This window comes from Arthrobacter psychrochitiniphilus (assembly GCF_003185915.1).
GTDB classification, from domain to species: Bacteria; Actinomycetota; Actinomycetes; order Actinomycetales; family Micrococcaceae; genus Specibacter; species Specibacter psychrochitiniphilus.
Genome location: NZ_QHLZ01000002.1, coordinates 1 through 25,997 on the forward strand (window position 1 = coordinate 1; position 25,997 = coordinate 25,997).

Annotated in this window: 15 protein-coding genes; 3 read left to right on the forward strand and 12 right to left on the reverse strand. The window is 59.7% G+C overall.

From position 1 onward, the window contains the following. Positions 1–254 (forward strand): hypothetical protein (locus CVS29_RS18615; protein ID WP_211315088.1); only part of this gene is annotated, 254 nt, incomplete at its 5' end. A 97-nt stretch (positions 255–351) separates the two neighbouring features. On the opposite strand, the gene glgB is transcribed toward CVS29_RS18615, so the two are convergent. The 3 genes from glgB to CVS29_RS03440 are packed head-to-tail and all read right to left on the reverse strand — an operon-like array spanning position 352 to position 7,899. After that, positions 352–4,053, reverse strand: a complete 3,702-nt coding sequence (gene glgB, locus CVS29_RS03430; protein ID WP_110104965.1) for a 1,4-alpha-glucan branching protein GlgB — start codon at positions 4,051–4,053, stop codon at positions 352–354. After that, positions 4,053–5,840 carry a maltose alpha-D-glucosyltransferase gene (gene treS / locus CVS29_RS03435; protein WP_110104966.1) on the reverse strand — a complete coding sequence of 596 codons (1,788 nt, stop codon included), beginning with the start codon at positions 5,838–5,840 and terminating at the stop codon, positions 4,053–4,055. Before treS ends, glgB begins: the two co-directional genes overlap by 1 nt. A gap of 4 nt (positions 5,841–5,844) precedes the next feature. Beyond that, on the reverse strand, positions 5,845–7,899 hold the full coding sequence (locus CVS29_RS03440; protein ID WP_110104967.1) for an alpha-1,4-glucan--maltose-1-phosphate maltosyltransferase: 2,055 nt from the start codon (positions 7,897–7,899) through the stop codon (positions 5,845–5,847). Between the two features lie 259 nt (positions 7,900–8,158). Here CVS29_RS03440 and glgP point away from each other — a divergent pair, with 259 nt between their 5' ends. Continuing rightward, positions 8,159–10,774 (forward strand): alpha-glucan family phosphorylase, encoded by a 2,616-nt coding sequence (gene glgP, locus CVS29_RS03445; RefSeq protein WP_179442326.1) that lies wholly within the window; start codon positions 8,159–8,161, stop codon positions 10,772–10,774. Positions 10,775–10,857: 83 nt separating this feature from the next. On the opposite strand, the gene glgX is transcribed toward glgP, so the two are convergent. The 6 genes from glgX to CVS29_RS03475 form a co-directional block, all read right to left on the reverse strand. Beyond that, entirely contained in the window at positions 10,858–13,152 is a 2,295-nt protein-coding gene (gene glgX, locus CVS29_RS03450) for a glycogen debranching protein GlgX (protein WP_110104969.1), read from the reverse strand. Positions 13,153–13,154: 2 nt separating this feature from the next. Then, the gene (rlmB, locus tag CVS29_RS03455; protein WP_110104970.1) at positions 13,155–14,150 is read right to left on the reverse strand and encodes a 23S rRNA (guanosine(2251)-2'-O)-methyltransferase RlmB; all 996 of its coding nucleotides are present in this window, start codon (positions 14,148–14,150) and stop codon (positions 13,155–13,157) included. A gap of 316 nt (positions 14,151–14,466) precedes the next feature. Next, the gene (gene cysS / locus CVS29_RS03460; RefSeq protein ID WP_110104971.1) at positions 14,467–15,885 is read right to left on the reverse strand and encodes a cysteine--tRNA ligase; all 1,419 of its coding nucleotides are present in this window, start codon (positions 15,883–15,885) and stop codon (positions 14,467–14,469) included. Then, positions 15,882–16,403: a 2-C-methyl-D-erythritol 2,4-cyclodiphosphate synthase gene (gene ispF / locus CVS29_RS03465; RefSeq protein ID WP_110104972.1), complete on the reverse strand. Its 522-nt coding sequence runs from the start codon at positions 16,401–16,403 to the stop codon at positions 15,882–15,884. Before ispF ends, cysS begins: the two co-directional genes overlap by 4 nt. 4 nt (positions 16,404–16,407) lie before the next feature. After that, entirely contained in the window at positions 16,408–17,187 is a 780-nt protein-coding gene (gene ispD / locus CVS29_RS03470; protein ID WP_110104973.1) for a 2-C-methyl-D-erythritol 4-phosphate cytidylyltransferase, read from the reverse strand. A gap of 122 nt (positions 17,188–17,309) precedes the next feature. Continuing rightward, positions 17,310–17,792: a CarD family transcriptional regulator gene (locus CVS29_RS03475; protein WP_062285384.1), complete on the reverse strand. Its 483-nt coding sequence runs from the start codon at positions 17,790–17,792 to the stop codon at positions 17,310–17,312. Between the two features lie 276 nt (positions 17,793–18,068). Between CVS29_RS03475 and CVS29_RS03480 the strand changes: the two genes are divergently transcribed. Further along, positions 18,069–18,635 carry a hypothetical protein gene (locus CVS29_RS03480; RefSeq protein WP_110104974.1) on the forward strand — a complete coding sequence of 189 codons (567 nt, stop codon included), beginning with the start codon at positions 18,069–18,071 and terminating at the stop codon, positions 18,633–18,635. Positions 18,636–18,833: 198 nt separating this feature from the next. Here the strand turns inward: CVS29_RS03480 and CVS29_RS03485 are convergent, their stop codons facing one another. From CVS29_RS03485 to CVS29_RS03495, 3 genes are all read right to left on the reverse strand, one after another. After that, complete coding sequence (locus CVS29_RS03485; protein WP_146212987.1) at positions 18,834–23,792, reverse strand: beta-galactosidase; 4,959 nt, start codon at positions 23,790–23,792, stop codon at positions 18,834–18,836. 166 nt (positions 23,793–23,958) lie between these two features. Next, the gene (locus tag CVS29_RS03490) at positions 23,959–24,639 is read right to left on the reverse strand and encodes a response regulator transcription factor (RefSeq protein WP_110104976.1); all 681 of its coding nucleotides are present in this window, start codon (positions 24,637–24,639) and stop codon (positions 23,959–23,961) included. Positions 24,640–24,654: 15 nt separating this feature from the next. Beyond that, positions 24,655–25,932 carry a sensor histidine kinase gene (locus tag CVS29_RS03495; RefSeq protein ID WP_110104977.1) on the reverse strand — a complete coding sequence of 426 codons (1,278 nt, stop codon included), beginning with the start codon at positions 25,930–25,932 and terminating at the stop codon, positions 24,655–24,657. Positions 25,933–25,997: the final 65 nt, after the last annotated feature.

Genomic DNA, 25,997 nt, shown 5'->3' on the forward strand with positions numbered 1-25,997 from the left:
AACCAAATAACCAATTCAATTACAATAAATTGGTATCAATAAAACTTGGCACACTATTGAGTTCTCAAACAACAACCACACCCAACCAACACATCCGAACCATCAAAAAATCCGTAACGATCAGCGCCGGGGCAACTTTCCAACCTTACCCGCACGAATTTATGTATGTCAAATCCTTGATTTCGACTGAATTCAAACTTTCATTTGAACACGCACCATTAGGCCTATTTTCGAGGCCACGTGGTTTGGTCTAGTCCGGATCTGAACCATTCGTTCAGCGGAGTACTAACTTTAGCACCTGCCCGCCGTGAACACAAAACGACGGGCAGGTGAACTTCGAGAGCCAAGTTCCTAGAGGCCAGAGGGCTCTGCCGGAAGTAGATACACGGCACTTAGCGGTGGAACTCGTAAACGAAGAGAGGCATCCCTTCCATCCCAGGGCAGTTCCTCTGCCTGCAAATCCCCAACATTGCGGACATCGGAGCCACCATAGATGGAAAGATCCGTGTTAAGGGATTCTCTCCACACCCCGGCTGAGGGTAGGCCCACGCGGTAGCCTTCATACGCAACGCCAGCGAAGTTGATGATGCACACCAGCGGATTACCTGCTTTGTCCCATCGGATAAAGGAAAGAACGTTATTTTCCGTATCTCCACCGTTGAGCCAGCTGAAGCCATCAGCAACGTTGTCCAGCTCATACAGTGCCGGGGTGTTCACATAACTGGCGTTTAGATCCTTGACCAACTCTTGGATCCCACTGTGGGCAGGGTTCTCTGCCAGCCACCAGTCAAGACCGTGCTGTTCACTCCACTCTGCTTCCTGGCCGAACTCCGTTCCCATAAAGATCAGCTGCTTACCCGGATGAGCCCATTGGAATGCCAAGTAGGCCCGAAGGTTTGCCAATTGCTGCCATCGATCTCCTGGCATCTTACGCAGCAGGGATCCCTTGCCATGGACCACCTCGTCATGGCTGATGGGCAGCAGGAAGCTTTCCGTAAACGCGTACGCCAGCGAAAAAGTGATCTGGTTGTGATGCCAGCCGCGGTTGATGGGGTCTTCCGCCATATAGGTCAGCGAATCATGCATCCAACCCATGTTCCACTTGATGCCAAATCCCAGTCCGCCTCCGCTAGTGGGTGCCGTAACTCCTGGGAACGCCGTGGACTCCTCAGCAATAGTGACAATACCGGGATTGCGGCGGTAGGCAGTTGCATTCATTTCCTGCAAGAAACTGATGGCTTCCAGATTTTCCCGGCCACCAAAGCGGTTGGGGCTCCATGCCCCGTCGTCGCGGGAATAATCCAAATACAACATGGAGGCAACGGCGTCCACACGCAGTCCGTCAATGTGGAATTCTTCAAACCAGTAGAGTGCGTTGGCTACGAGGAAGTTGCGAACCTCGTTGCGGCCAAAGTCAAAAATCAGCGTACCCCAGTCAGGATGCTCACCTAGGCGAGGATCCGCGTGCTCGTACTGCGGGCCACCGTTGAATTTGGCCAGCGCCCATTCATCCTTGGGGAAGTGAGCCGGCACCCAGTCCATGATGACGCCGATCCCGGCCTGGTGCAGGGCATCCACAAGATGCCGGAACTGGTCCGGGTGGCCAAACCGCGAGGTTGGAGCGAAGTAGGAGGTGACCTGGTATCCCCAGGAACCGCCAAAGGGGTGCTCGGCTACGGGCATGAGCTCAACATGGGTGAAGCCTAGCCACTGCACATACTCAACGAGTTCCTTAGCCAGTTCCACATAGCTCAGCCCTGGCCGCCATGATCCAAGATGAACCTCATAGACGCTCATGGGGGCGTTGTGCGGATCGGTTTTAGCCCGCTGCGCCATCCAATCGCCGTCTTGGAATGCGTACCTGGACTCCACCACGCACGACGCCGTCAGCGGTGGCACTTCGGTGCCATAGGCCATGGGGTCAGCTTTTTGCAGCCACGCTCCGGCCTCGGTGAGGATCTCAAACTTGTAGCACTCCCCCGCCGCAACATCGGGGATGAACAGCTCCCAAATACCGCTGCTGCCCAGGCTCCGCATGGCATGGGCACGGCCATCCCAGCTATTGAACTCACCAATGACGCGCACAGCCTGCACACCGGGAACCCAGACGGCGAAGCTGACGCCGGAAACCTCACCTAGTTCCGAGTGGTAACGCTTCACGTGTGCGCCGAGGACTGTCCACAGCGTCTCGTGCCGGCCCTCCCCAATCAGGTGCATATCCAGCTCGCCCACTGTTGGCATGTAGCGGTAGGGGTCATCGCAACGGTGCACGCCGTCCGCGTACTGTACATCCAGGCGATAATCAGGGACCCTACCTGAATCATCCACGGGAACCACCGCCACCCAGATGCCTCCTTGTTCGTGGCTCATGGGGTAGCTCTCGGTACTTGTGACCACGTGGGCTGACTGTGCCAAGTGGCGCAAGGTGCGGATGGTTGCAAAACCCTCGCTGCCCAGATGGCCACCTAGCACTGAGTGTGGCGCGTAGTACGTGCCTTCAGAAATTCTGGCCAAAACATCTGCATCTACTGCCATCGGGGCGAGTTCATTAAGTCCCACGTCCACACCACTTTCCCTTGATTCAAACAGTTCCCGCACGGCATTTACCGGCACCCAAACCCAAGTGGGCCGGTTTTGTAATTCATACACAACCTCATAAAGAGCTTTGTCTAGCCACAATGCCGTGAAAAGCGCAGAATTCTGGCCAGTTGTTGTGCCAGATCTACTCTCGTAGCCCGCAATGAACGCGGCGGAGGCACTCTTGGCCCATGCTGCTGCTGCAAGCTGGGAGGTCTCTGCGGTACTCGCGGCTTGCGCACCGGCGTATTCGAAGGACCGCAACATGCCCACCACATCCCGCAACACCACATCCGCTTGGCCGCGATCAGCAAGCGGACGCAACGGCTCCCCCTCGAAGTCCAAAACATGCCATTGCCCCGCACCGAGTACTTCCTGGTGAAGCAGTTGACCTAAGTGCAAGTCGCCGTGGATGCGCTGTAGTGGCGGAAGCTGGTTTATTTGATCCAGATGTGCCAAAACATCCTGGAACTGGCCAGAGTAAGCTCCCACGGCGGAGCCAGCAAGCCCCCAGCCAGCACGCAACCGCGCCGAAAGCCCGCCGATAAACTCAGTGACGCCCGCCGAATCCTGGCTGTGCGCACCCATACTTTCCGCCAGTCCGCGGTGAACTTCGGCCAAGGCCTCACCCATGGCCTGGGCTTGCTCGGAAAAATCCGCACCCTCGGCGGCAGCGGCCAAAGCGAAGGTCCATCCATCCACGGCGCCTGGCACAAAGTCATGCACCACAAACAACGTAGTGTCATTGCGCACGTTCTCCACCGAAAGCCTCAGCGCAGGAACCTGCGGGACAGCACTGCGTCCAGTCAGACCGGCAAGGGCCCTGCCGATTTCCTGTTCAGGGTGCACGCCCTGTTGCAGAACCCTGAAGAACTTGGCAATGAGAGGCTCTCCCGCCAGCTCAAAGATGACGGACGTGTTTGACTGCTCGGTCCCCACCACCCTGACGTGAGATACGCCGCTACGGGAGACGGAGTTGGCGCCCAGAAGATGGGCGAGCCGGTCATCACTCCAGCCGCGCACTCCCATCCCGGAAGTTCCTGCCCCCAACGTGCCAGACTTAGCCGATCCGCCCAGCAGTTCCAGCCACGCTCGCAGAAAGGCCGGATCAGCTAGTGCGTCGTACACGCGCGCACCTGCCACGTGGCCAATCTCAACACCAGGCACCTCAGCGTCACAGAGCTGTTCCGACACAGCTGAGCTAAAACCGGATGTGTGGTGAAAAGTCAAGGGCACTTGCAGTAGGAAGCCACTGCTGGCGTGGTGCTGGGCTGGGGAAAGGTGCTCGCTTGGCGCCACCTCGGAGTCCGCTGGCCCAACCCGCACAAATACCACCCTAAAGGAGATGCCACGGGTCAAAGAGGGTAGTTCCAGCTCTGACTCAATGACCATCTGTTCCCCGTCTACATCCTTACGGGGGTACCAACGTTGGTGGGGCAACCATGTTCCCAGTAGGTCAAGCAGTGACGCGGCCATCAGTAGCCTAGATCCGTGCCGTCAATGACCGGCATTGATTGGGTATGCATGGACGAGGCGTTGGACGCTTGTGAGCGCACCCTGAGCCAAAAGAAGTCGTACGAGCCCAGCGTCACGGTGAGTTGGCCGCCGTCGTCAATTCCGGGGAAAATATCGCCGCCAAACACGTCACGCAATCCGCGGTTGGCCAGCTTGGGTGCGCTCACCGTGGCGCAGGCGGGGTGCTGAGACAGGTTGTAAATGCACAAGATAGTTTCAGGCTGCTCCCCCTCCTCGTTGCCCACTGGCAGCACTCGCAGGAAGGCTAGCACCGACTCGTTGGACGTGGTGAGGGATTCGTAACGGCCCAGGCCAAAGGCTGGGTGGACCTTACGGACGCCAAGAATTTGTTTGTTCCAATGCAGGAAGGAACTAAAGTGCGCCACCTGCGCCTCCACGTTCACGTGGTTGTAGTGGTACACGAGCGACTGCACAACTGGCAGGAACAGCTTGCCCGGATCCGCGCTGGAAAAGCCCGCATTCCGGTCAGGGTTCCACTGCATCGGCGTGCGGGAGGCGTCCCTGTCATCGAGCCAGATGTTATCCCCCATGCCGATCTCGTCCCCGTAGTACAGAAACGGACTTCCGGGAAGGGCCAGCAGCAGGGCGTTGATCAGTTCCATCTCTGCCCTGGAGTTGTCCAGCAGGGGCGCCAGCCGCCGCCTGATGCCGACGTTGGCCTGCATGCGCGAGTCAGGTGCGTACCAGCCGAGCATGGCTTCACGCTCGCTAGGTGTCACCATCTCCAGGGTGAGCTCGTCATGGTTGCGCAGGAACGTCCCCCACTGGGCACCAAACGGGATGTCAGGAGTGTTGGCCATGGTTTCAATGATCGGTGCGGCCTTCTGATCCCGCAGCGCATAGTACAGCCGCGGCATGATGGGGAAGTGGAAGGCCATATGGCATTCGGGTTCCTCGGGCGTGCCGAAGTAGTCCACCACCTCATGGGGCATCTGGTTTGCCTCGGCGATGATGATCCGGCCGGGAAACTCCCTGTCCACCATGGCCCGCAGGTCCACCAGGAACTGGTGCGTTGCCGGCAGGTTCTCGCAGTTGGTGCCATCTTCGGCAAACAGGTAGGGAATGGCATCCGCCCGGAAACCATCGATTCCCTGAGCCAGCCAAAACCGCACCACGTCAAAAATGGCCTCGCACACGGCAGGGTTCTTGAAATTCAGATCCGGCTGGTGACTGAAAAACCGGTGCCAAAAATACTGGCGGCGGATGGGGTCAAAGCCCCAGTTGGACTCTTCCGTATCTACGAAGATGATACGTGCGTCTTTGTAGAGATCGGTGGTGTCACTCCACATGTAAAAATCACCGTAGGGCCCCTCCGGATCCTCTCTGGACGCCTTGAACCAGGGGTGCTGGTCAGAGGTGTGATTCAGGGGCAGGTCAATGATGATCCGCATGCCGCGTTCGTGCACTTGGGTCACCAGCGACTTGAAGTTGGACATGGTGCCGTACGTCTCCATGACAGCCGTGAAATCACGGACGTCATAACCACCGTCCAACAGGGGCGAATCAAAGAACGGCGGTAGCCAGAGGCAGTCGATACCCAGCCACTGTAGATAGTCCAGCCGTGAAATCAGACCGTCAAAATCTCCCGTCCCGTCACCGTTGGAATCGGCAAAGCTCTGCACAAGTACTTCGTAGAAAACAGCCTTTCGGTACCAGTGCGGATCGTGTGAGACACCGGGGGCGTTCAGGTTGAAGTGTGGTGCGCTGTTGTTGAAGCCAAAAGCCATAGCGTTATCTCCTAACGTGCAGAATATGTGCCGGTTCCATGTGCGCGTCGAGGCGGAAGTAGTTCTTTTTGCCCCAATTCCAGGTGGCCCCGGTGAGCAGATCGTTCACCAAGAACGTGCCGTCCGGGGACAGTCCATCCAATTCCAGCGCATCAAGATCGAGGGTCACTTGGCCCTCACGCATGCTGTGCGGGTCCACGTTGATGACCACAATGATGGTGTCCTTCCGTGCCGGCTCGGTGGCCGTGGCGGCAATGTTTTTGTGCTTGCTAAACACCAAGGTGGCGTCATCCGAGCTCTCGTGCAGGCTCAGATTCTGCAAATCCAGCAAAGCCGGGTGTGCACGCCGAATCTCATTTAGGCGGCTCACAAACGGTGCCAGTGACTTACCATTCGCCTGCGCAGCGGCAAAGTCCCGGTCCTTGTACTCATATTTCTCGTTATCAATGTTTTCTTCGGAGCCGGGGCGTGCCACATGCTCATACAGCTCATAGCCGGCATACATGCCCCACAAGGGGCTGGACATGGCGGCGAGGATTGCACGGATCTTGAACGCTGCGGGCCCACCGTACTGCAGGTACTCAGTGAGAATGTCCGGGGTGTTCACAAAGAAGTTGGGGCGGAAGTAGCCTGCCGATTCGTGGCTCACATGGACTAAGTATTCCTCCAGCTCCTCCTTGGTGTTGCGCCAGGTGAAGTAGCTGTACGACTGCTGGAAACCAGCCCGGCCCAATGCTGCCATCATGGCCGGGCGGGTGAAGGCCTCGGCGAGGAAAACGACGTCGGGCCTCTCTGCATTGATGGTGCCAATGAGCCATTCCCAGAACCAGACGGGCTTGGTGTGCGGGTTATCAACCCGGAAAATCCGTACACCCCGCTCAATCCACAGCCGCACAATCCGCAAAATCTCTGCGCTGAGCCCTGCCGGATCATTATCAAAGTTCAGGGGGTAAATATCCTGGTACTTCTTGGGCGGATTCTCCGCGTAGGCAATGGTCCCGTCCACCCGCGTGGTGAACCATTGCGGATGCTCGGTGGCCCAAGGATGATCAGGGGCGCATTGCAAGGCAAGATCGAGCGCAACTTCCAGCTCCAGCTCTTCCGCGGCTGCAACAAAGGCAGCAAAATCTGCTTCCGTGCCCAAGTCCGGGTGGATGGCGTCATGCCCGCCGGCTGCCGAGCCAATGGCCCACGGAGAACCCGGATCCGCCGGTGCCGCCACGAGCGAGTTGTTGGGTCCCTTGCGGTTGATGGTGCCGATGGGGTGGATGGGCGGCAGGTACACAACGTCGAATCCCATGGCTGCCACCGCTGGCAAGCGATGCGCGGCAGTGCGGAAATTCCCACTGGTCCACTCCCCCGTGTCAGGATTGCGGCGGGCACCCTCTGAACGCGGGAAAAATTCGTACCACGCGCCACGCCCGGCGGCATCTCTCTCAACCATCAGCGGATATTCAGCGCTGCGCGTCACGTGATCCCGCAGCGGGAAATGTGCCACGGCGGCACGGACCTCCTTGCCCGTTCCGCCAGCCAGACGGTCATTGGTGTTGAGGGAAGAATCTGCCAATGTCCGCGCCGCCGCCTTGAAAACTTTGGCGGCCTCGGGAGCAGTGGCCTTAGCGTCTTTGGCAGCGGTACTTAGTAGCAGCGCCCCTTCTGCCAGCATGACCTCGACATCAACCTCGGCATTGATCTTGACCTGCGCGTTGTGCGCCCACGTGGCGTAGTTATCGGTCCAGCCTTCGATGGCAAAGCTCCACGCACCTTCGAAGGCGGGCGTCAGTACCCCATGCCAGCTATCCGAGCCCTTAGCCCCGGGTTTCATGGCGGTGCGCTGTGCCTCGCTTTTATCCGGCGCCAAGAGAATTGCGGTGGCACCCAAGGCGTCATGCCCTTCACGGAAAATCACTGCGCTGACCTGCACATCAGCACCGCGAATGGCCTTGGCGCTGAAGCTGCCAGCTTCTAAGACGGGCTGGACATTCGTGATGGGAATTCGGCCAAAGCGCAAGCCCTGCCGTGGATCAGCGGGCGCGCTGGAAGGCGCAGCAGCAGGCACCCCTTTGCCTGATTTTGAGAGGGCGGGGCCCGAGGAGGCGACGGGCACATTACGCGAAGGCTTGGAAATACTCACAAAATGAACGTTAGCGACTCGCGGCCCGGATTGCTAAGGTCCCCCGCCATTTTGGCCAGATGGCCGTCACACGAGCACTGATTCGGCAGAACACTTGACGGCGAGGGTGCTGGCGGACGTAACACGGCGCCAATTTCTCACATTTACTCTTCGGCCCCGGCAGGGTTGGGCTAGTGTGACCGGCATGAAGGCAATCCGCAGATTTACTGTCCGCACACTCGTTCCCGCACAAATTTCTGCCTTAACCCGGCTGGCCACCAACCTCCGCTGGTCCTGGCATGTGCCCACGCGTGCCCTGTTCGAATCGTTTAACCCGGAACTTTGGGAAAAATCCCGTCACAATCCGTTGGCCATGCTCGCTTCACTCTCCCGTGAGCAGTTGGCGGATTTGGCAGCTAACCCTGACGTGGTGGCGCGTGTGGCACAGGCGCAGGAAAGTCTTGAAAGCTACCTGACAGAGCCCCGCTGGTACCAGGAACTCGGCGCTGGAACACCTGAATGCATTGCTTACTTCTCCCCCGAATTTGGTATCACCGAGGTCTTGCCACAGTATTCCGGCGGACTGGGTATCTTAGCTGGTGACCATCTAAAATCCGCATCGGACCTAGGGGTGCCGCTGATCGGCGTCGGACTTCTCTACCAGGCCGGTTACTTCAAGCAGTCCCTGTCACGGGACGCCTGGCAGCAGGAAAGCTACCCTCTGCTGGACCCCGATGCCCTTCCGCTGACACTGATGCGCGAGGAGGACGGCACCCCTGTCCAAATTCAGCTTCCCCTGCCGGAGAACCGGGTATTGCGGGCTCACGTGTGGCGTGCAGACGTTGGCCGGGTGCCCCTGCTAATGCTCGATTCCAACGTGGCCGAGAACGACGACGCCGCCCGCGGTGTCACCGACCGGCTGTACGGTGGCGGCGGGGAACACCGGCTCACACAAGAACTTCTGCTGGGCATGGGCGGGGTGAAGGCGTTGCGTGTGCACGCCCGGCTGAGCGGCACCGCGGCACCTGAGGTGTTCCATACGAATGAGGGACATGCAGGATTCTTGGGGATCGAGCGCATCCGCGAGCTCATGGACCCAGCCCTCACACCCGAGCCGCTCACGTGGGGCGAGGCCTTGGCTGCCGGCCGTGCCTCGACCGTTTTCACCACCCACACCCCCGTTCCCGCCGGCATTGACCGCTTCCCCCGCAGCATGATCGAAGACTTCTTCGCCGGGCCCTTGGCTCCCGGCGTTCCCGTTGCGGATATTTTGGCCCTGGGCGCGGAAAATTACGACGGCGGCGATGGTGAAATGTTCAACATGGCCGTCATGGGTCTGCGCCTAGCTCAACGCGCGAATGGTGTGGCGAAGCTGCACGGTGTGGTCTCGCGCGGCATGTTTTCCGGTATGTGGCCGGGTTTTGATACGGCCGATGTGCCCATCACCTCCGTCACGAACGGTGTGCACGTGCCCACGTGGGTTGACCCGGCGCTGGCCGAGCTGGCACGGGAACGTTTTGGCGCCGAGGTCCTTGACGGCCCTGACTGGTCCAAGGTGTACGAGGTGAGCGACGAGGAAGTGTGGGCCATGCGCCGCCGCCTGCGGTTGGCTTTGGTGAAGGACGCCCGACGCCGGCTGCGCTCCTCGTGGAAGAAGCGCGGCGCAGCCGATGCGCAGCTGGCTTGGACGGATGCCGCCCTGGACCCGGACGTGCTGACGATCGGTTTCGCCCGGCGCGTGCCCACCTATAAGCGACTGACGCTGATGTTGCGGGACCCCGCCCGGCTGAAGGCGCTCTTGTTGCATCCGGTGCATCCGATCCAGATCATCATTGCCGGAAAGTCGCACCCAGCGGACGACGCCGGCAAGAAAATGATCCAGGATCTGGTCCAATTCACCGACGACCCCGAGGTGCGGCACCGGATTGTGTTCCTGCCCAACTACGACATCGCCATGGCACGCACGCTCTTCCCCGGCTGCGACGTCTGGCTGAACAACCCGCTGCGCCCCCTCGAGGCGTGCGGCACCTCCGGCATGAAGGCCGCCATCAACGGTTCCTTGAACCTCTCCGTCATGGATGGCTGGTGGGATGAGATGTACGACGGCGAAAACGGCTGGGCGATCCCGACAGCAAATACCGGGGCCGGGGATTCCGAACGGGACGACATTGAGGCGTCAGCGCTGTACGAATTGTTGGAAACCCAGGTTGCGCCGCGCTTTTACGGTGAAGTGGTGGCTGCCGCAGCAGGAGCTGCCGGAGCGTCACAACCGCACCAGAGCGCACTTCCCGCACATTGGATCTCCATGATCAAGCACACCCTGGCTCATCTGGGACCCGCCGTCTCAGCGAACCGCATGGTGGCCGAATACGTTCAGCGTTTGTACCAACCGGCAGCTGAGGCCGGGCGGGCAGCCCGGGCAGAGAACTATGCTTCCGTGCGGGAGCTGGCGGCCTGGATTGAGCGGGTTAGGCCAGCATGGCAGGAGATTCATATTGACCATGTGGAATCCCACGGGCTCACTGACGAACCACAAATTGGTGAAACCTTGCAAGTCCGCGCCCACATCACGTTGGGTTCACTGAGCCCGGCCGATGTTCGGGTCAACGTTGTGTATGGCACAGCAGGAGATTCAGATGAGCTGAACAACACTGCGGATCTGGCCCTTGAATCCGTCCAGGACAACGGGGGCGGCAAGTACCAGTTCTCCGCTGATTTGCTGATAGACCGTTCCGGTGACTTCGGTTACGGCGTCCAAGTCCTGCCCCACCATCCGGCACTGGCTAACCCCGCCGAGCTGGGGCTCATCACTACGGCGTAGGGGCGGGTCTCTAGCAGCGCGGCGGGCTTGGTGTTTCTGCCAGCCCGCCGGGCGTGGTCTCAGCCAGCCCGCCAAGCGGGCTGCTACTGGACGATGAGGTCGTTGCGGAAGAGCAGAACCGTGTTGGCGTTGGCTCGTACGGCGTCTCCTGCCTGAACCTGCGGTACCGAACGGGACTGGCGGAAGGTGGGTCCGCCGTCGCGCGAGACAGTTGGTGACTCCGTACTCATGATCAGCCTATAGGGCAGCGATACGACGGTGCCCACGTCAGGGTTGGTACCGTCCGGATTGGCGGTGCCAAGATTAGCACTGTCGAGATGAGCGCTATCCGGGTTGGTGCTGTCCGAATTGGCACTGTCCTGATTGGGACTGTCCCGATTGGCACTGTCCTGATTGGCACTGTCCTGATTGGTGAAACGCGGGTTTGCAGGTAGCACCACGTCCTCATCGGTGATGCCGGTATTAAAGACAACCAGTCCGTCAACCGCACCATCGGGGGACCCCATCAACATGGTGAGGACCCTTTCGTGCGGATTGCCCCAACGCTCGGCGCTCATGGGCTGGCCGTCAGCACCAAACCAGTGGATGAACGACTGCCCGCCACGAGTAGGGTAGCTGCTGGGCTGGGCGGCCAGAAATTCCTTGCGGATCTGCAATAGATACCGGGTGGCGGCGAGCATGGTCTTGGCATCTTCATCCATGGTCCAGTCAACCCAGGAAATTTCATTGTCCTGACAGTAGACGTTGTTGTTTCCGCCTTGGCTGCGGCCAAGCTCGTCGCCCGCAGTGATCATGGGAACACCCAACGCCAACAGCATGGTGGCCATCAAGTTCCGGCTGCTCCGGGCGCGCTGGGCCTGGGTGTGCGGATTGTTCGTGATGCCTTCAACACCGTGGTTCCAGCTGCGATTATTATTGGTGCCGTCGCGGCTATCTTCCTGGTTGTCCTCGTTGTGCTTGTGGTTATAAGCCGTCAGATCGGCCAGGGTGAAGCCGTCGTGGGCCGTGATCAAGTTGACCGAGGCCAAGCGGCTGCGGCCCGACGGCGCAAAAAGTTCCGCCGATCCACCCAGGGCATCACCAAATTTTGCCAGCCCATTGTGATGGTATCCAGCCAGCATTGCAGCGCGGTCAGTCAGCCACACTTCCCGGACGCTGTCACGGAAAGAGTCATTCCAGTCAGCCCAGCCTGTGGGGAACTGTCCCGTCTGCCAGCCTCCGTAACCAACATCCCATGGCTCCGAGATCAGTTTCGTGGAGGACAGCACCCCGTCTGTGGCTGCTGCCAGCAGGAACGGATGTTGGTTGTTGAATTCGTGCTCGCCGTTGCGTGCCAATGAAACTGCCAGATCAAAACGGAATCCGTCAATATGGAACTCCTCAACCCAGAAACGCAGAGAATCCATCGCCATCTTAATAACGTGCGGATTGCTGAAGTTCAAGGTGTTGCCACACCCGGTGGTGTCGAAGTAGTGTCCGTCGCGCATACGGTAGTACTGCTCTTCCGCCAAGCCCCGCCAGCTGTAGCTTGGCCCGCCCGGGCCACCCTCGGCCGTGTGGTTGTAGACCACGTCAAGGATCACTTCAATGCCTGCCATGTGCAGAAGTTTGATCATGCCCTTCAGCTCGGCCTGCACGGCCTGCGGTCCACCCGCCTGCGCCCCCGCACTGGCATATCCAACATGTGGGGCAAAAAACCCCAAGGTGTTGTAACCCCAGTAGTTACTCATCCCAGTGCCGTGAAGATGCGGCTCATCAATGTGAAAATGGACCGGCAAAAGCTCCACGGCCGTCACACCGAGACCCACCAGGTGCTCAATCATGGCTGGGTGGGCCATGCCAGCGTAGCTGCCGCGGATTTCTTCGGGAATATCCGGATGCAACATGGTCTGACCGCGCACATGCGCCTCATAAAACACTGTTTCCCGCCACGGCGTGTTAGGCCGCTTGACAGTGCCCCAGTCAAACTCCTGGTCCATGCGCACTGATAAGTAACGAGTGACGCCATCCACGCCAACATGCTCATCAATGTACTGCCCATAAGGATCCAGCAAGAGCTGAACAGCTTCCGGATCAATGAGGAGCATTTCCTCCTGCGTGGCACCCAAATCGGCGTAAAAACCGTAGCGGGTGCCGGCAGGCATGTTCTCCACTAAGCCGTGGTGGACGCCGTCGGTCTTATCAGGGAGCAGCACAGCCTTCCAGTGACCACCGGGAGGCTGTAAGCACAACACCACATCGCGGTAAGCCGGGGAATACACCGCCACATTGGCCGCAGCCTGCCCATGCTCCCGGGGAATGTGGCTGACGCCCAAGGGGAAATGGCGTGACAAGGCCGCGCCCAGGGTACTGATGGCTTCAATGACGGTGATGGCCATAATTAGCTTTTAGCCGAGCGCAGCTTCGAGATCTCGTACAAGGTGATTCCCACCGCCATGGAGGCGTTGAGGGATTCCATGGCCGAGTCAATCGGGATGGAGACAATCTGATCGCAATTTTCCCGAACCAGGCGAGACAAACCCTTACCTTCGGAGCCCACCACAATGCACACAGGCTCCTGCGCCAAACCGAGTGCCGGCAGCGAAACGTCGCCGTCGCCGTCAAGCCCCAGAACAAAGAAGCCCATCTTCTGGAACGCACCAATGGCACGGTTCAAGTTGGGTGCCTTGGCAACCGGCACGCGCACGGCGGCACCGGCGCTGGTCTTCCATGCAGCGGCGGTCACACCGGCGCTGCGACGTTCCGGAATGATGACGGCGTGGCCTGAGAAGGCTGAGACGCTGCGGATGATGGCACCGAGGTTGCGGGTATCAGTGATGCCGTCAAGGGCCACGATGAGCGGGGCGTTGGCAATGTGCCCCTTCTTCCACTTGGCAAGAATTTCACTAGCCTTGTCCACGGCATCTTCATACTCGTAGGGCGGGATCTGCAAAACCAGGCCTTGGTGGATGGCATCTTCGGTGAGGCGGTCCAGCTCAGGCTTGTGCGCTTCCAGCAGCGGGATACCGCGCTCGGTGGCCAGCTTGATGGATTCGCGCACACGCTCGTCCATGTCAACGCGGACGGCGACATAGAGCGCCTTCGCCGGGATTTCCGCACGCAGCGCCTCAAGCACCGAGTTACGGCCCGTCACGAGCTCTTCGGTAGCCTTACCCTTGGGGCCGCTGTTGCGGCGCGGGGAGTTACTGGTGCCGGCGCGCTTGGCAGCGGAGCGGTCGGCCAGCTCCGCGTTCTTGTAGGCCTTGTGATAGGTGCGCTCTGCAGCCTTAGGGGTCGGGCCCTTGCCCTCGAGTGCCTTGCGACCGAGCCCACCCGTGCCCTTGATGGGGCCCTTCTTGAGCTTGCGGACGGCGCCGGAACGGGGATTGTTGGCCATGGTAAAACCCTTACGATTGGTGCGGCGCCCTGTGCTGGCCCCGAAGTTCGTCAAACAAATCTCTCAGCGGGCACATTTTTGGCACGCCTCGTAACGGGAAACAACAGACCCGTAGCTAATAGCTTACGGCCTCAACGCAAATCGACAGCGCGACAGACAGGAAAAAGTGCGCAGTCTCACCCACCCCAACCCGACGCTCGGTTACATTCGGGCCGTTTTTACCCGACGGTTCTGCAAGTGCCGAACGGTAAACCGGCCGCCATGCACCCAAGGTGAGGGAGCGCCTGGGCAAAACCCACCGAAGGTGAGGGAGCCTCTACTTTTGCAGGGACCAGGTGGCTCCGGCCGCTGTGTCTGCCACGACGACGCCCGCTGCTGCCAGCAAATCCCGGATCTTATCCGACTCGGCCCAGTTCTTCTCCGCCCGGGCCAGTGCCCGCGCCTCGAGCTGGGCCTTGACGAGCACGTCCAAGGCACCTAGCGCTGCGGGTGATCCCGCTGCAGTGGCCCATTTTTCATCCAGGGGGTTCATGCCCAAGGCGTCGGCCATGCCCAAGACGGCCAGGAACGCTTCCTGCACGCGGTCTGCATCGCCAGCAGCCAGTGCCGTGTTGCCTGCCCTTACTGTTTCGTGCAGTACTGCCAGCGCCGCAGGAACGTTCAAGTCGTCGTCCATGGCGGCAGCGAACGCCTCCGGGCGGGTGCCAATATAGCCGAAGCCATTGCCGGGAAACAGCTGTTTGCGTGCTGCCTCGATGAACGTCTCAATGCGTTCGACGGCGGCGCCGGCCTCGGCGAGCGATGTGGGCCGGTAGTCCAACACGGAGCGGTAGTGTGCCTGGCCCAAGTAGTAGCGCACCACTAGCGGCCGGGCGAGTTCCAGCATTTCACGAGGGTTAATGGTGTTGCCGATGGACTTGGACATTTTTTCACCCTGATAGGTGACCATGCCGTTGTGCATCCAGAAGTTGGCGAAGCCGTGGCCGGCAGCTTGTGACTGGGCCATCTCGTTTTCGTGGTGCGGGAAGCGCAGATCCAAGCCGCCGCCATGAATATCAAACTCGGTGCCGAGGTATTTGGTGACCATGGCCGAGCATTCCAGGTGCCAGCCGGGCCGGCCGGCGCCCCACGGTGACTCCCACTTGGCAGTCTCCGGATCGCCGTCTTTATGACCCTTCCACAGCGCAAAGTCGCGAGGATCGCGCTTGCCCCGGGGATCGGCGTCAGGCGCGGCCTGCATGTCATCAATGTTCTGGTGCGTCAAGGATCCGTACGCCTTCCAGGAGCGCACGTCGAAGTACACATCGCCGGAATCATCCAGGGCGGGGTAGGCGTGGCCACGCTCGATCAGGGTCTGGATGAGCGCGTGCATCTCCGGGATGTGGCCGGTGGCGCGGGGCTCGTAGGTGGGCTTGAGGATGCCCAGTGAGTCATAAGCGTTCTCGAAGGCCTGCTCAAAACGGTAGGCGAGGGCCCACCACGGCTCGTTATTTTCGGCAGCCTTGACCAGGATCTTGTCATCAATATCCGTCACATTGCGCACCACGGTGACCTCGTAGCCGCTGGTCTGCAGCCACCGGGTCAGCTGGTCAAAGGCCAGTGCGGAGCGGACGTGGCCAATGTGCGGCTCGCCCTGAACGGTGGCACCGCAGTAGTACAGCGACGCCTTGCCCTTCTGGAGCGGGACGAAGTCGCGGACGGTGGCAGTGGCGGAGTCATGGAATCTCAGGGTCACGGCTCTAGGCTACCGCGTCCATCGAGGCCCTGGTGCTCGCGTTCCATAACCAAGGCGGTGGCAATTGCGGTGATGCCTTCGTTGCGACCCGGGAAACCCAAGCCGTCCGACGTGGTTGCGCTCACCGACACTGGTGCTCCGGCAGCGGCGCTGAGCACTTCTTGTGCCTGCGCACGGCGCGGGCTGAACTTAGGCCTGTTGCCAATGAACTGCACGGCGATATTGCCAATCTCAAAACCCGCTTCCCGTACAATCCGGGCGGCTTCACCGAGCAATTTCACCCCAGATGCTCCCGCATATTCGGGGCGGTCGGTACCAAAATGGGCGCCGAGATCGCCAACTCCGGCCGCTGAAAACAGGGCGTCGGCTGCTGCGTGAGCAACGGCGTCGCCGTCGGAATGGCCGCTAAGTCCGCGTTCTCCCTCCCAGAGCAGTCCCGCCAGCCACAGGGGTGCGGGCGCATCATCGGGGGCAAACGCGTGCGTATCAACGCCAATACCAGTACGGGGTAGCTTCATGGGTTCAGCCTTCAATCCAGCGCGGGCGCAGCGGCCCTTCCAAGAGCGCTTCGGCCAACAACAGGTCCGTGGGGGAGGTGATCTTGAGGCTGTGCGTTGAACCTTGCACAACAAACACCTCCTCGCCAAGGGCTTCCACCATCATGGCGTCGTCCGTGATGGCCGCCAGCTCAGACGGGGTGAGCGTCAGCGCGTGGGCATGGGCTTGGCGCAGAGTGGCCAATTTGAATCCTTGGGGTGTTTGAACTGCCCGCAATACCTGCCGTGCTGGCGTGCCAACAACTTTTTCAACCCCGGCCCCCGTGGCTGGCAGCTGTGCCGGCTCCACAGTTTTGATGGTGTCAACCACGGCCAAGGCCGGGATGACTGCCTTCGCTCCGTCACGCAGTGCCCCTGCCACCCGATGAAAAACGCCAGACGGCGTCAGAGGCCGGGCAGCATCATGGATCATGACGGTTTCAACGCCCTGGGCAACAACTGCCAGGGCGGCTGCGACCGAGTCAGAACGTTCGGCCCCGCCGTCAACTACGCTGAAAAGAATTCCGGCGGCCAGAGCCTCGTGTGCACCGCTTGCGCAAATGACTGCCAGCTCCGGGTCATCAGCGGTAATGGCAACACAGATCTGGGCTGCAACACCGGTCTTGATCACGCCACGGATGGCAAGGAGCAGCATGGGTTGCCCGGCCAATGGCACCCGGGCCTTGGGAACGCCGAAGCCCAGGCGCTGCCCGGATCCGGCGGCAACAATCACTACGGCGCAAGAACCTTCTTCGACCTCATTCATATCCCTAGAATAGTCCGGGCGGCCTCTACTTGGGCTTTGTGCCACGATTTGCCCCACATCGCAAAAAACCCCCACACCGAAGGGTGCGGGGGTTTTCTTGTGTTTTGCTGTGCAGGCAACTGCTACGAGGCCAAGACCTCGTCCAGAACTTCAGCAGCCTTGTCTTCGTCAGTTTTTTCGGCCAAAGCAAGCTCCGAAATCAGGATCTGGCGTGCCTTCGCAAGCATGCGCTTCTCCCCAGCTGACAAGCCGCGGTCATGGTCCCGGCGCCAGAGATCACGCACGACCTCGGCAACCTTGATGACATCACCGGAGGCAAGCTTCTCCAAGTTGGCCTTGTAACGGCGGGACCAGTTAGTGGGCTCCTCCGTAAACTCCGCACGAAGTACTTCAAAAACGTGCGCAAGGCCTTCCTTGCCGACAACATCACGAACACCAACAAGGTCAACGTTTTCCGCAGGGACCTCAATGGTCAGATCCCCCTGCGCAACCTTGAGCTTGAGATACATTTTCTCTTCACCCCGGATGGTGCGCATCTTGATCTCTTCGATCTTTGCCGCACCATGGTGTGGGTAAACTACTGTCTCGCCGACCTCAAAAAGCATGTGGATTCTCCCTTTCCAATGCTTCTAGTTTACCACGGTTAACTTCCCGCTCCCTTGAGTTTCCGCAGGTCAGGGGCAATCGGAGCTACGCCAGCGGCGCAATTGTTCCAACAATTGGAGAATTCTCCAGCCCTTGACTCCTGATCCTCAAAGTGCAGGCAGGAATCTACCTCCTGTTCCGGCTTCTCCGGCACTCATTGCCGGAAGCGTGCATTTGGCCTGTTTGCGGATAAGCTGAACAAAGATATTTTGTCTTTTCCATGAGGAGTTACTGACGTGAGAATCGCTGCCGGCATTCGCAGTACCAAACGAGCGCAACGCTTTAGCCTGATTGCCGCCATCGGCATTGGCGCCATGGCCTTCACCGGTTGCAGTGCCATCAACCAGCAAAGCACCGCCATGGAGGTCACCGTCACTGATGGTGTGCAATTGGATATGGGCCAGCTGGAACTGCGCAACGTCCTGATCGTCTCTGAAGCAGCAGGGGATCCAGGCCGCGTTATAGGCACTTTCTACAACCACGCTGATTCGCAGATGGTCCTGACCATCAGTGGCGCTCAGGGCTCCCAGACAGAAATCACTGTCCAGCCCGGCGTTCCCCTGGTGCTCAACAGCAAGTCCGATCAGGCAATCCTGAGCACTATGGCCCAGCCGCCGGGCAGCATTGAGTCCATTGAACTGCGCCAGTCAGGTGCCGGCTCTGAAACGGCTACTTTGAACGTGCCTGTTCTGGACGGCTCCTTAGCTGAGTACAAGAAACTTGTTCCCACACCGGCCGCCAGTGTTCCGGCCACCATGGAAGCCACACCAGAAGCCACGGCAACAGCTACGGCAACCCCGTAACAGCACCGCTCGTCTGCGGCTGTCTACAAGCGGTACAAGTGGGGCCAGTTGTCCAAGACAACTGGCCCCACTTTTTTGTGCTCACCTGGCAGTAAACACTCTAGGCTTTGGACATCCCCGAGGCCTCAAACATTGAGAATTAAACACTGAGGGCGGGTGCCAGAAAATATTCTGGCACCCGCCCTCAGTTTCTACAGCTTAGTGTGTTGCGCTCCTGCGGCGGTTGAGCAGGAACACCGTTGCACCGGCAGCCAGCAGCAATGCTGCCAAGCCTCCGATCCAGACGTTGCTGGCACCCGTGCTGGCTAGGTCATCCCCACCAGTGACGGCCGCCGTGGTGGCATCCGATGCATCCGTTGAAGCATCCGTTGCAGGGGTGCTGTCAGTGGAGGCTGTGATGATCAACGGTGCACTGACCTGCTGCGGCTCACCATCAAGACCAATACCGTCAATGATGATCCGGTGCGTACCCGCCGGAACATTCGCAGGCAGCGTTACGCTCAGGCGCACGGTACCGTTTTTATCGGCTTTGGCTGTCCCCAACACCAACGGCTCGGAACGCAGCGTGAACGTTGCGCTGCTACCGGGCAAGAAGCTCTCACCGGTAATGACGAGCGCACCACCGGCGGCAACAGTGCCCGCACTGAGTTCAATCCCCGGAGTTGCCGGTTCCTGCGACGGGCCCTGGCTAGCCGTGGGGCTGACAGAGGCTGTTGCACTCTCACTCGGCGTAGCCGAAGCACTCGGTGTAGCTGAGGCGCTGGGCGTAGCCGAAGCACTCGGCGTAGCCGAAGCACTCGGCGTAGCCGAAGCACTCGGCGTAGCCGAAGCACTCGGCGTAGCCGAAGCACTCGGGCTTGCCGATACCGTGGGTTCCACGGTGCCCTCAACCTTGATCGCCACTGTTTTGCTGCCCAAAACGGAGCCGGAGATGGCGTCCTTGATGGTCACCTTCGCCGTATAGTCGCCTGCCTGCGTAAAGGTGTGCGCCGCAGTGTACTGACCGCCAACAACGGGGACGCTCACGTCTGCACTGCCATCACCAAAGCCGACAACAGCGTTAGTCAAAGCTCCGTCACCGATGGCCGCCAATGCGGAGGTGCCACTGATGAGCGCCGATGCTCCGACGTCGAGCGTTGACTTGGCTGCGGCAGCGGTGACCGCCGGAAGGGTGTAGTCCGGTGCCGTGTTCAGCTTGGTCGTGACCCCGCCGAGGCTGGTGCCACGGTCTACCAAGGTGAAGGAGTCCGGGCCTTGGGCATCGCGCTCGGTACTGAGCACAATGGCCAGGGTGTTGTCCCCGTTCTTGTTCAAGAACCCACTGGGGATGGTGAAGATGCTCTGCGGGCCCACATTGCCAACCCAGGTTCCCGTGTTCCAACCGTTGACGTAGATGACGGCGCGAGCGAAGGACTGGCGTCCATTCTCGAATTTGGCATCGTTGATCTTCAAGCCAAGGGCTGTATCAGTTCCTGCCGGCACAGCCAGCTTAAAGTTGGTGCGGTACCAGGTCACGCCGGCCTTAGCTGGCTTGAACGAGGTGGCATCAGCCCATTCGCTGTCCGGGTATCCGGGCAGGTACCAGCCAGCACGCTCACCGTAAAGACCACCGGTGTTGTACATGGTCCTGTCGGTATCGACCGGGGCGGCTTTGTCCTTGGCGCCTTGCAGCTTCCACGTCACAGCACCGGTGTTGGGCAAAATGGCATCAAAGAGGCCACGGTTCTGACGGGACAGTCCGTCATCAGACCAGTCAAGGTTCTGGCCGTGGTTACGGACCACTGCCGAAACCACAGTCTTTTCACCATTTTTGATGACCCCGGCCGGAACCGTGATTGCCTTCATGCTGCCATCTGCTGCTGCGGATCCGGCGAAGGTGCCATTGACCCAGACCAGCATGTTAGCCGCAGATCCGCCCTGACCGCGCAGCTGGATGCTGGTGGACGCCGAGGATGCGGTGAAGTGTGCCCGGTACCAGGTGTCACCTTCGTAGAAGCCATAGAATGCCGTATCCAGGACCTTGCCCTGGTTGGTGCCGGGGCCCTGGCGGTTGTTTGGTGAGGACGTGGCGTTGGCTACCTGCCATGCGCCATCATCGAAATCCTTGGCGGACTCCGGGTTCTCCCCGGAAACCTTCCAATTGCTCAGTGCTGGCAGGACAGCGGCACCCGGACCGGCAAGGTTTGTAACAAGCTGACCATTAGCACCCACCGTGGCGGTCAGTGCAACACCGTTCCAGGTGGCCTTGGTGATTCCTGCCGGAACGTAAATGTTGATGGCGCGTGCAGCCTTGGTATCGCCGACCAGGTGCACTGTGTCGCCGTCGAACTCTGCTGAACGGAGCAGGTCAACACCCGTGACCATGACGGTCTTGTTCGAGGTGCCACCCTTGACGATTCCCTCAATGCTCCACTGCTGGGCCGTGGCCGAGCGGTCCGTGGTGACAACAGTCAAGGTCGGGGCGCCGCCACCTGTGATCTTGAACGAGGTGTTGGTGCCATGAATGTAGTTCAAGCGCAACTGCTTTGTGGCGCCATTCCATACGGATTCGACGGCGGTGCCAGCCAGCGTGGTCACAGTGGGTTCTGAGACGTACTGCAGGACAGTTTCGCCGTCGTCGCCCTTGGCTCCGTTGAGCGCCAGCAGGGTACCGTTGGCCACGGGCATCTTCGTGAACAACTCGGAGGTGCTGTAAAGCATTTTCTGGCCGTCGAAGGCGTAATCGGCGATGACCATGTTCGCATCACGGCCGTGGAGCTTCAAGAAAGTGCCGGCCTTCTGCGGGACGCGGGCAAAGGTGATGGAATCCGCCGGCGTCTCCGGGGTGGTTGCGGCCGGGGTGGAGGTTTCAATGGCGTCGATGGAGATGAACGTCCCCACCGCGGCGGGCGCGCCCTTCACACCCGTGTTGACCACCTTGATGGTGTGCTCAACCGTGGGATCCAGACCCTTTTTCTCAAACGCAGTCTGGCCGGGGGTGCTGGCAACGGCGACTTGGTACGTGTTGGTCTGGCCCACCTTGACACCGTCGATGAAGACGTCACCAATGGCGTGGTTGTAGGCTGTGGCGGAAATCAGCTTCACCTCGGCGGCCGTGAACTTGTACTCATAGTACGCGCCGGTCTTGGCACTGTTGCTTTCGGTGCCCATATAGTCATTAGCGGTCCAATTTTTGCCGGTGTCATGGCTCCAGTCGGAAACGGTTCCAGTCTTGGAGTAGACGATGGCGGGATCGACGTCGTCGACCTTCTTGGTGATCGGGGCGGCGGGAGCTTCCGGTGCTGTTGCTGCCGGAATGACATCAAAGGCGTCGATGGTGACGTTGGCACCTTGGCTTGCAGCGTCCTTCTGCCCGGTGACCACAATCTTGATGGTGTGTGGAACGTTCGGGTCCAGCCCGTCCTTCTGGAAAGCTACGTACTGGAAGTTGGCATTCTGGCCGCGGTAGGTGTTTGTCTGACCCACCTCGACACCGTCAATGTAAACATCGCCGTAACCGTGGTTGATGGACTGCGCGGAAATGACGCGGATACCTGCCCCAGTGAACGTGTAGGAGACGGAATCACCCGTCTTGTCGCTGAAGGTTTCGGTGCCCTTGTAGTTCCCTGCGGCCCAGCCTTCACCGTTGGACTTGCCCCACGTGCCTGCATAGGTGATGGAGGGGTCCCTGTCATCAACGGTGTAGCTGGCGGCCACAACCTCTTCACGCGGGGAAAGAGTCAAGGGGATGGAGTAGTTCAGTTCCGTTGTGCTGTTGCTATCACCCTGACGGAAGCCCAGGTAGCGGGCTCCGTTGCCGGAGACGGAATCACTCTCCAGGCTCTCGGTGGCAATGCGCTGGTACGACTTGATGTTTCCGGTACCGCCATCGATTGTGACGGGGGCGCCGGGCTGCGGAACCATATTCGAGATCGGGGTGAAGTCCTTCTGGAAGTATCCCAGTTCCTTCTGCACGGATGCCTTGGGGGTGAGCTGGCGATCCTCATTGATGGCAGCACCGTAGTCATAGGATGTGAATCCAGAAGACGGGGATCCAGTCCAGCCCCAGTTGGTGCCACCGTACTGCATGTAGTAATTGAACATGTTGATACCGTTGTTCAGGTTGTTAACCCCGTACTGGCGGGTGAACGCTGAATCAACAAAATCGGCGCATTTGTCAGTGTTGAAGTTGGCGCCCCACGGAGTGAAGGCTCCGCCCTGACCCTCCGCAATGAACATGGGGCTCGTTTCGGTGCGAGCACGGAAACGGTCTTCCATGTCGGGGATCTGACCCCGGGCGTTGGAACAAGTGAAGCCCAGTGGGTACTGGTCGAAGGCGTAATAGTCTAGGCCCACGTTGCCACCGGCACTCGTACTGCCCGGGACGTAGGCCCCGTTGAAGCCCCAGTCGTTGTGGAACACCGGGACGGTGATGCCGTCTGCCTTGATGCCCTTGACAAGTTCTTTCATGAAGGCGGGACGGTCGCCACCTTCATTCAGGAGCTCATTCTCGGCCTGGTAGGTGACGATCGAACCGCCACCGTCGGTTACCTGGTGTTTAACGGCGATCTGATTAAAAGCGTGAATCCAGCTCAGGGACTCGCGCAGCGCTTCCGGATCGGTGCTGCGTAAGGATCCCGCACCACTTTTGGTCAGGTAGGCTGGCAATCCGCCCATGGAGATTTCGGCGTTGACGTAGGGGCCGGGGCGGGCAATGACATAGAGGCCCTCTTCCTCCGCCATGGTCAGCAAGAGGTCAATGTCTTTGATGCCGGTGAAGTCAAACTTGCCGGATTCAGTGGAGTGCAGTCCCCAGAAAAAGTAGAGGGAGACGGCGTTGAAGCCGCTGGCGCGCATCTTCTGGAACATGTCGCGCCAGTCGTCCGTACCGGGCAGACGCCAGTGGTGGAACTCCCCGCTCCAGACGTTGAGGCGTTCCCCGTCAACCATGAAGGACTTGGAATCAAAGGTGACGGTGTGTGATTTGCCGTCATTGCCCGGGAAGATGACCTTCTCGCCACTCATAGCTGAGGTTGCAACACTCTCCACTGTGACGTTGGAGCCCTCGGCCAGCGCTGGAGAGGAAATGCTCATGAGGCCCAGCGCCGCCGTAGCCATAATGGCAGCCGCCTTGAGCCTTCGGGAGCGCCCAGGCGCTCTAGAGGAGTACGCAGTCATAGTTTGATTCCCTTGAACCTAGAGGCAACCGTCAGGGCCGCCCGGATTGTTATCCATCACAGCATATGACGCACACCACACCGAGGCAATCAAAATTCAACTTATACGCACATATGACACAGTTTTCCCCACACTTTTTGACGAATTGGCCAGGATCAGGCGTGCTTTAGGGTTCGAATTTGTAACCCAGCCCACGCACCGTCACTAGGTGCAGGGGCACGGCTGGATCCGTTTCAATTTTGCTGCGCAGCCTCTTCACATGCACGTCAAGAGTCTTGGTGTCACCAACATAGTCCGATCCCCACACGCGATCGATCAGCTGGCCTCGGGTAAGCACCTTCCCTGCGTTGCGCAGGAGCATTTCCAACAGTTCAAATTCTTTCAACGGAAAACTCACCGATTCCCCACGCACACTCACAACATGCCGGTCCACATCCATGCGTACCGGACCTGCCTGGACCGCGGAGTCCATGAGCTCCTCCGGCTCGGCCTGACGGCGCAGAACCGCCCGAATCCGGGCAATCAGTTCACGGGAGGAGTAGGGCTTGGTGACATAGTCATCGGCCCCCAACTCCAGGCCAACCACCTTGTCAATCTCTGAATCCTTAGCCGTCAGCATGATAATGGGGACGCTTGAACGCTGGTGCAAATGCTTGCAAACCTCGGTTCCACTCATGCCCGGTAATTGCAGATCCAACAGAACCAAATCGGCGCCGCTGCGTTCAAACTCCACCAAGGCGTCCAGCCCGTTATCCGCTACCGAAACTTCATAGCCTTCCTTGGACAACAAGAATGACAACGGGTCGCTAATGGAATCTTCGTCTTCAACGATCAATATTCTGCTCACGCTCGGTGCGCTCCTTTAGGTCAAGCCTGGGTGCCGCTCGGCGCGGTGGTGCGTTCCGCCGTCGGACGTTTGGTTGGAAAGTTGGGGCAGGCGCACGGTGAACGTGGAGCCCAGCTTCGGGGCCGACCACACTGTCACCTCGCCACCATGGTTGCTGATGATGTGTTTGACTATGCTCAGGCCCAGCCCAGTACCGCCAGTATGGCGCGAACGCGCAGTGTCAACCCGGTAAAACCGCTCAAAAATGCGGTCCTGCTCGGTGGGGCTGAGTCCGTCACCTTGATCGGAAATGCTGACGGAGACCACCTCATCCGTCACCGAAAGCCCGATCCCGACCTGCGTATTTTCCGGGGAATACCGCACAGCATTATCAATCAGATTGCGCAGAGCGGTCACGAGCTGGGAGCGGTCGCCATAGACCTGCGCCGGCTGGCCGGGCCCCACGGCGATGGTGATGTTCCGGCTCTGCGCTGGGAGCCTTGTCCTGTCCACGGCCTCGGCAATAACCCCGTTGATATCCACCTCGGTGCCCACCCGCACCACATCTTTGCCCTGCACGCGCGAGAGTTCGATGATGTCCTGGACCAGGGCGGCCAGCCGCGCAGATTCTGTCATCATGCGTGAGGCGAAGCGGCGGACAGTTGCTTGATCTTCCGGCGCCGATTCAAGCGCCTCAGCCAGAAGCGAGATGGCCCCCACGGGTGTTTTCAGCTCGTGTGAAACGTTGGCCACGAAATCGTTGCGCACGGCTTCCGTTCGGGCAATCTCGGTGCGGTCATCCGCCAACAGCAAGATGTACTCCTCACCCAGAGGGGCAACGCGCACCTGGATCACCAAGGTGCCCTGACCCGAAGTCGCCGGGAACAGGTCAGCGGGTGGCGCTGTGGCGTGGGTTGCTGTGGTCGGTGGGACTTCGGTGGGCGGCGTTGGCGCAGCCGCTCCGCCAGGCAGGACGACGCGTGGCAAAATAAGGTCACGTTCTTCAATAACACCATCGCGACGTACCCGGTGGGCAAGTTCAATGAGTTCGTGATGGACCACCGTATGGCCGCGGACCAGGCCGAAGGCGTACGCACCCGGGCTGGCGCGGACAACGCCGTCGACCGTGTCAATGACAATGTAGGCCTTCCCCACCACGGAAAGAACCTCGGCGGAACCGTCTGGCAACAGGGGTTCACCAATGTCTACAGTGCGTTGGCGTGAACGTTCGCTCAGACTAAATGCGAGCATGCCAAACACACCCAGGGCCAAGCCAATAAGCCCGGCCACCACTCCTACCAGCAAGGGATCCACAGCTCAAGCCTATGTGCTGATGACACGGATTTTCACCAACCGGCTCCCCTAAACCGTGCGTTCAG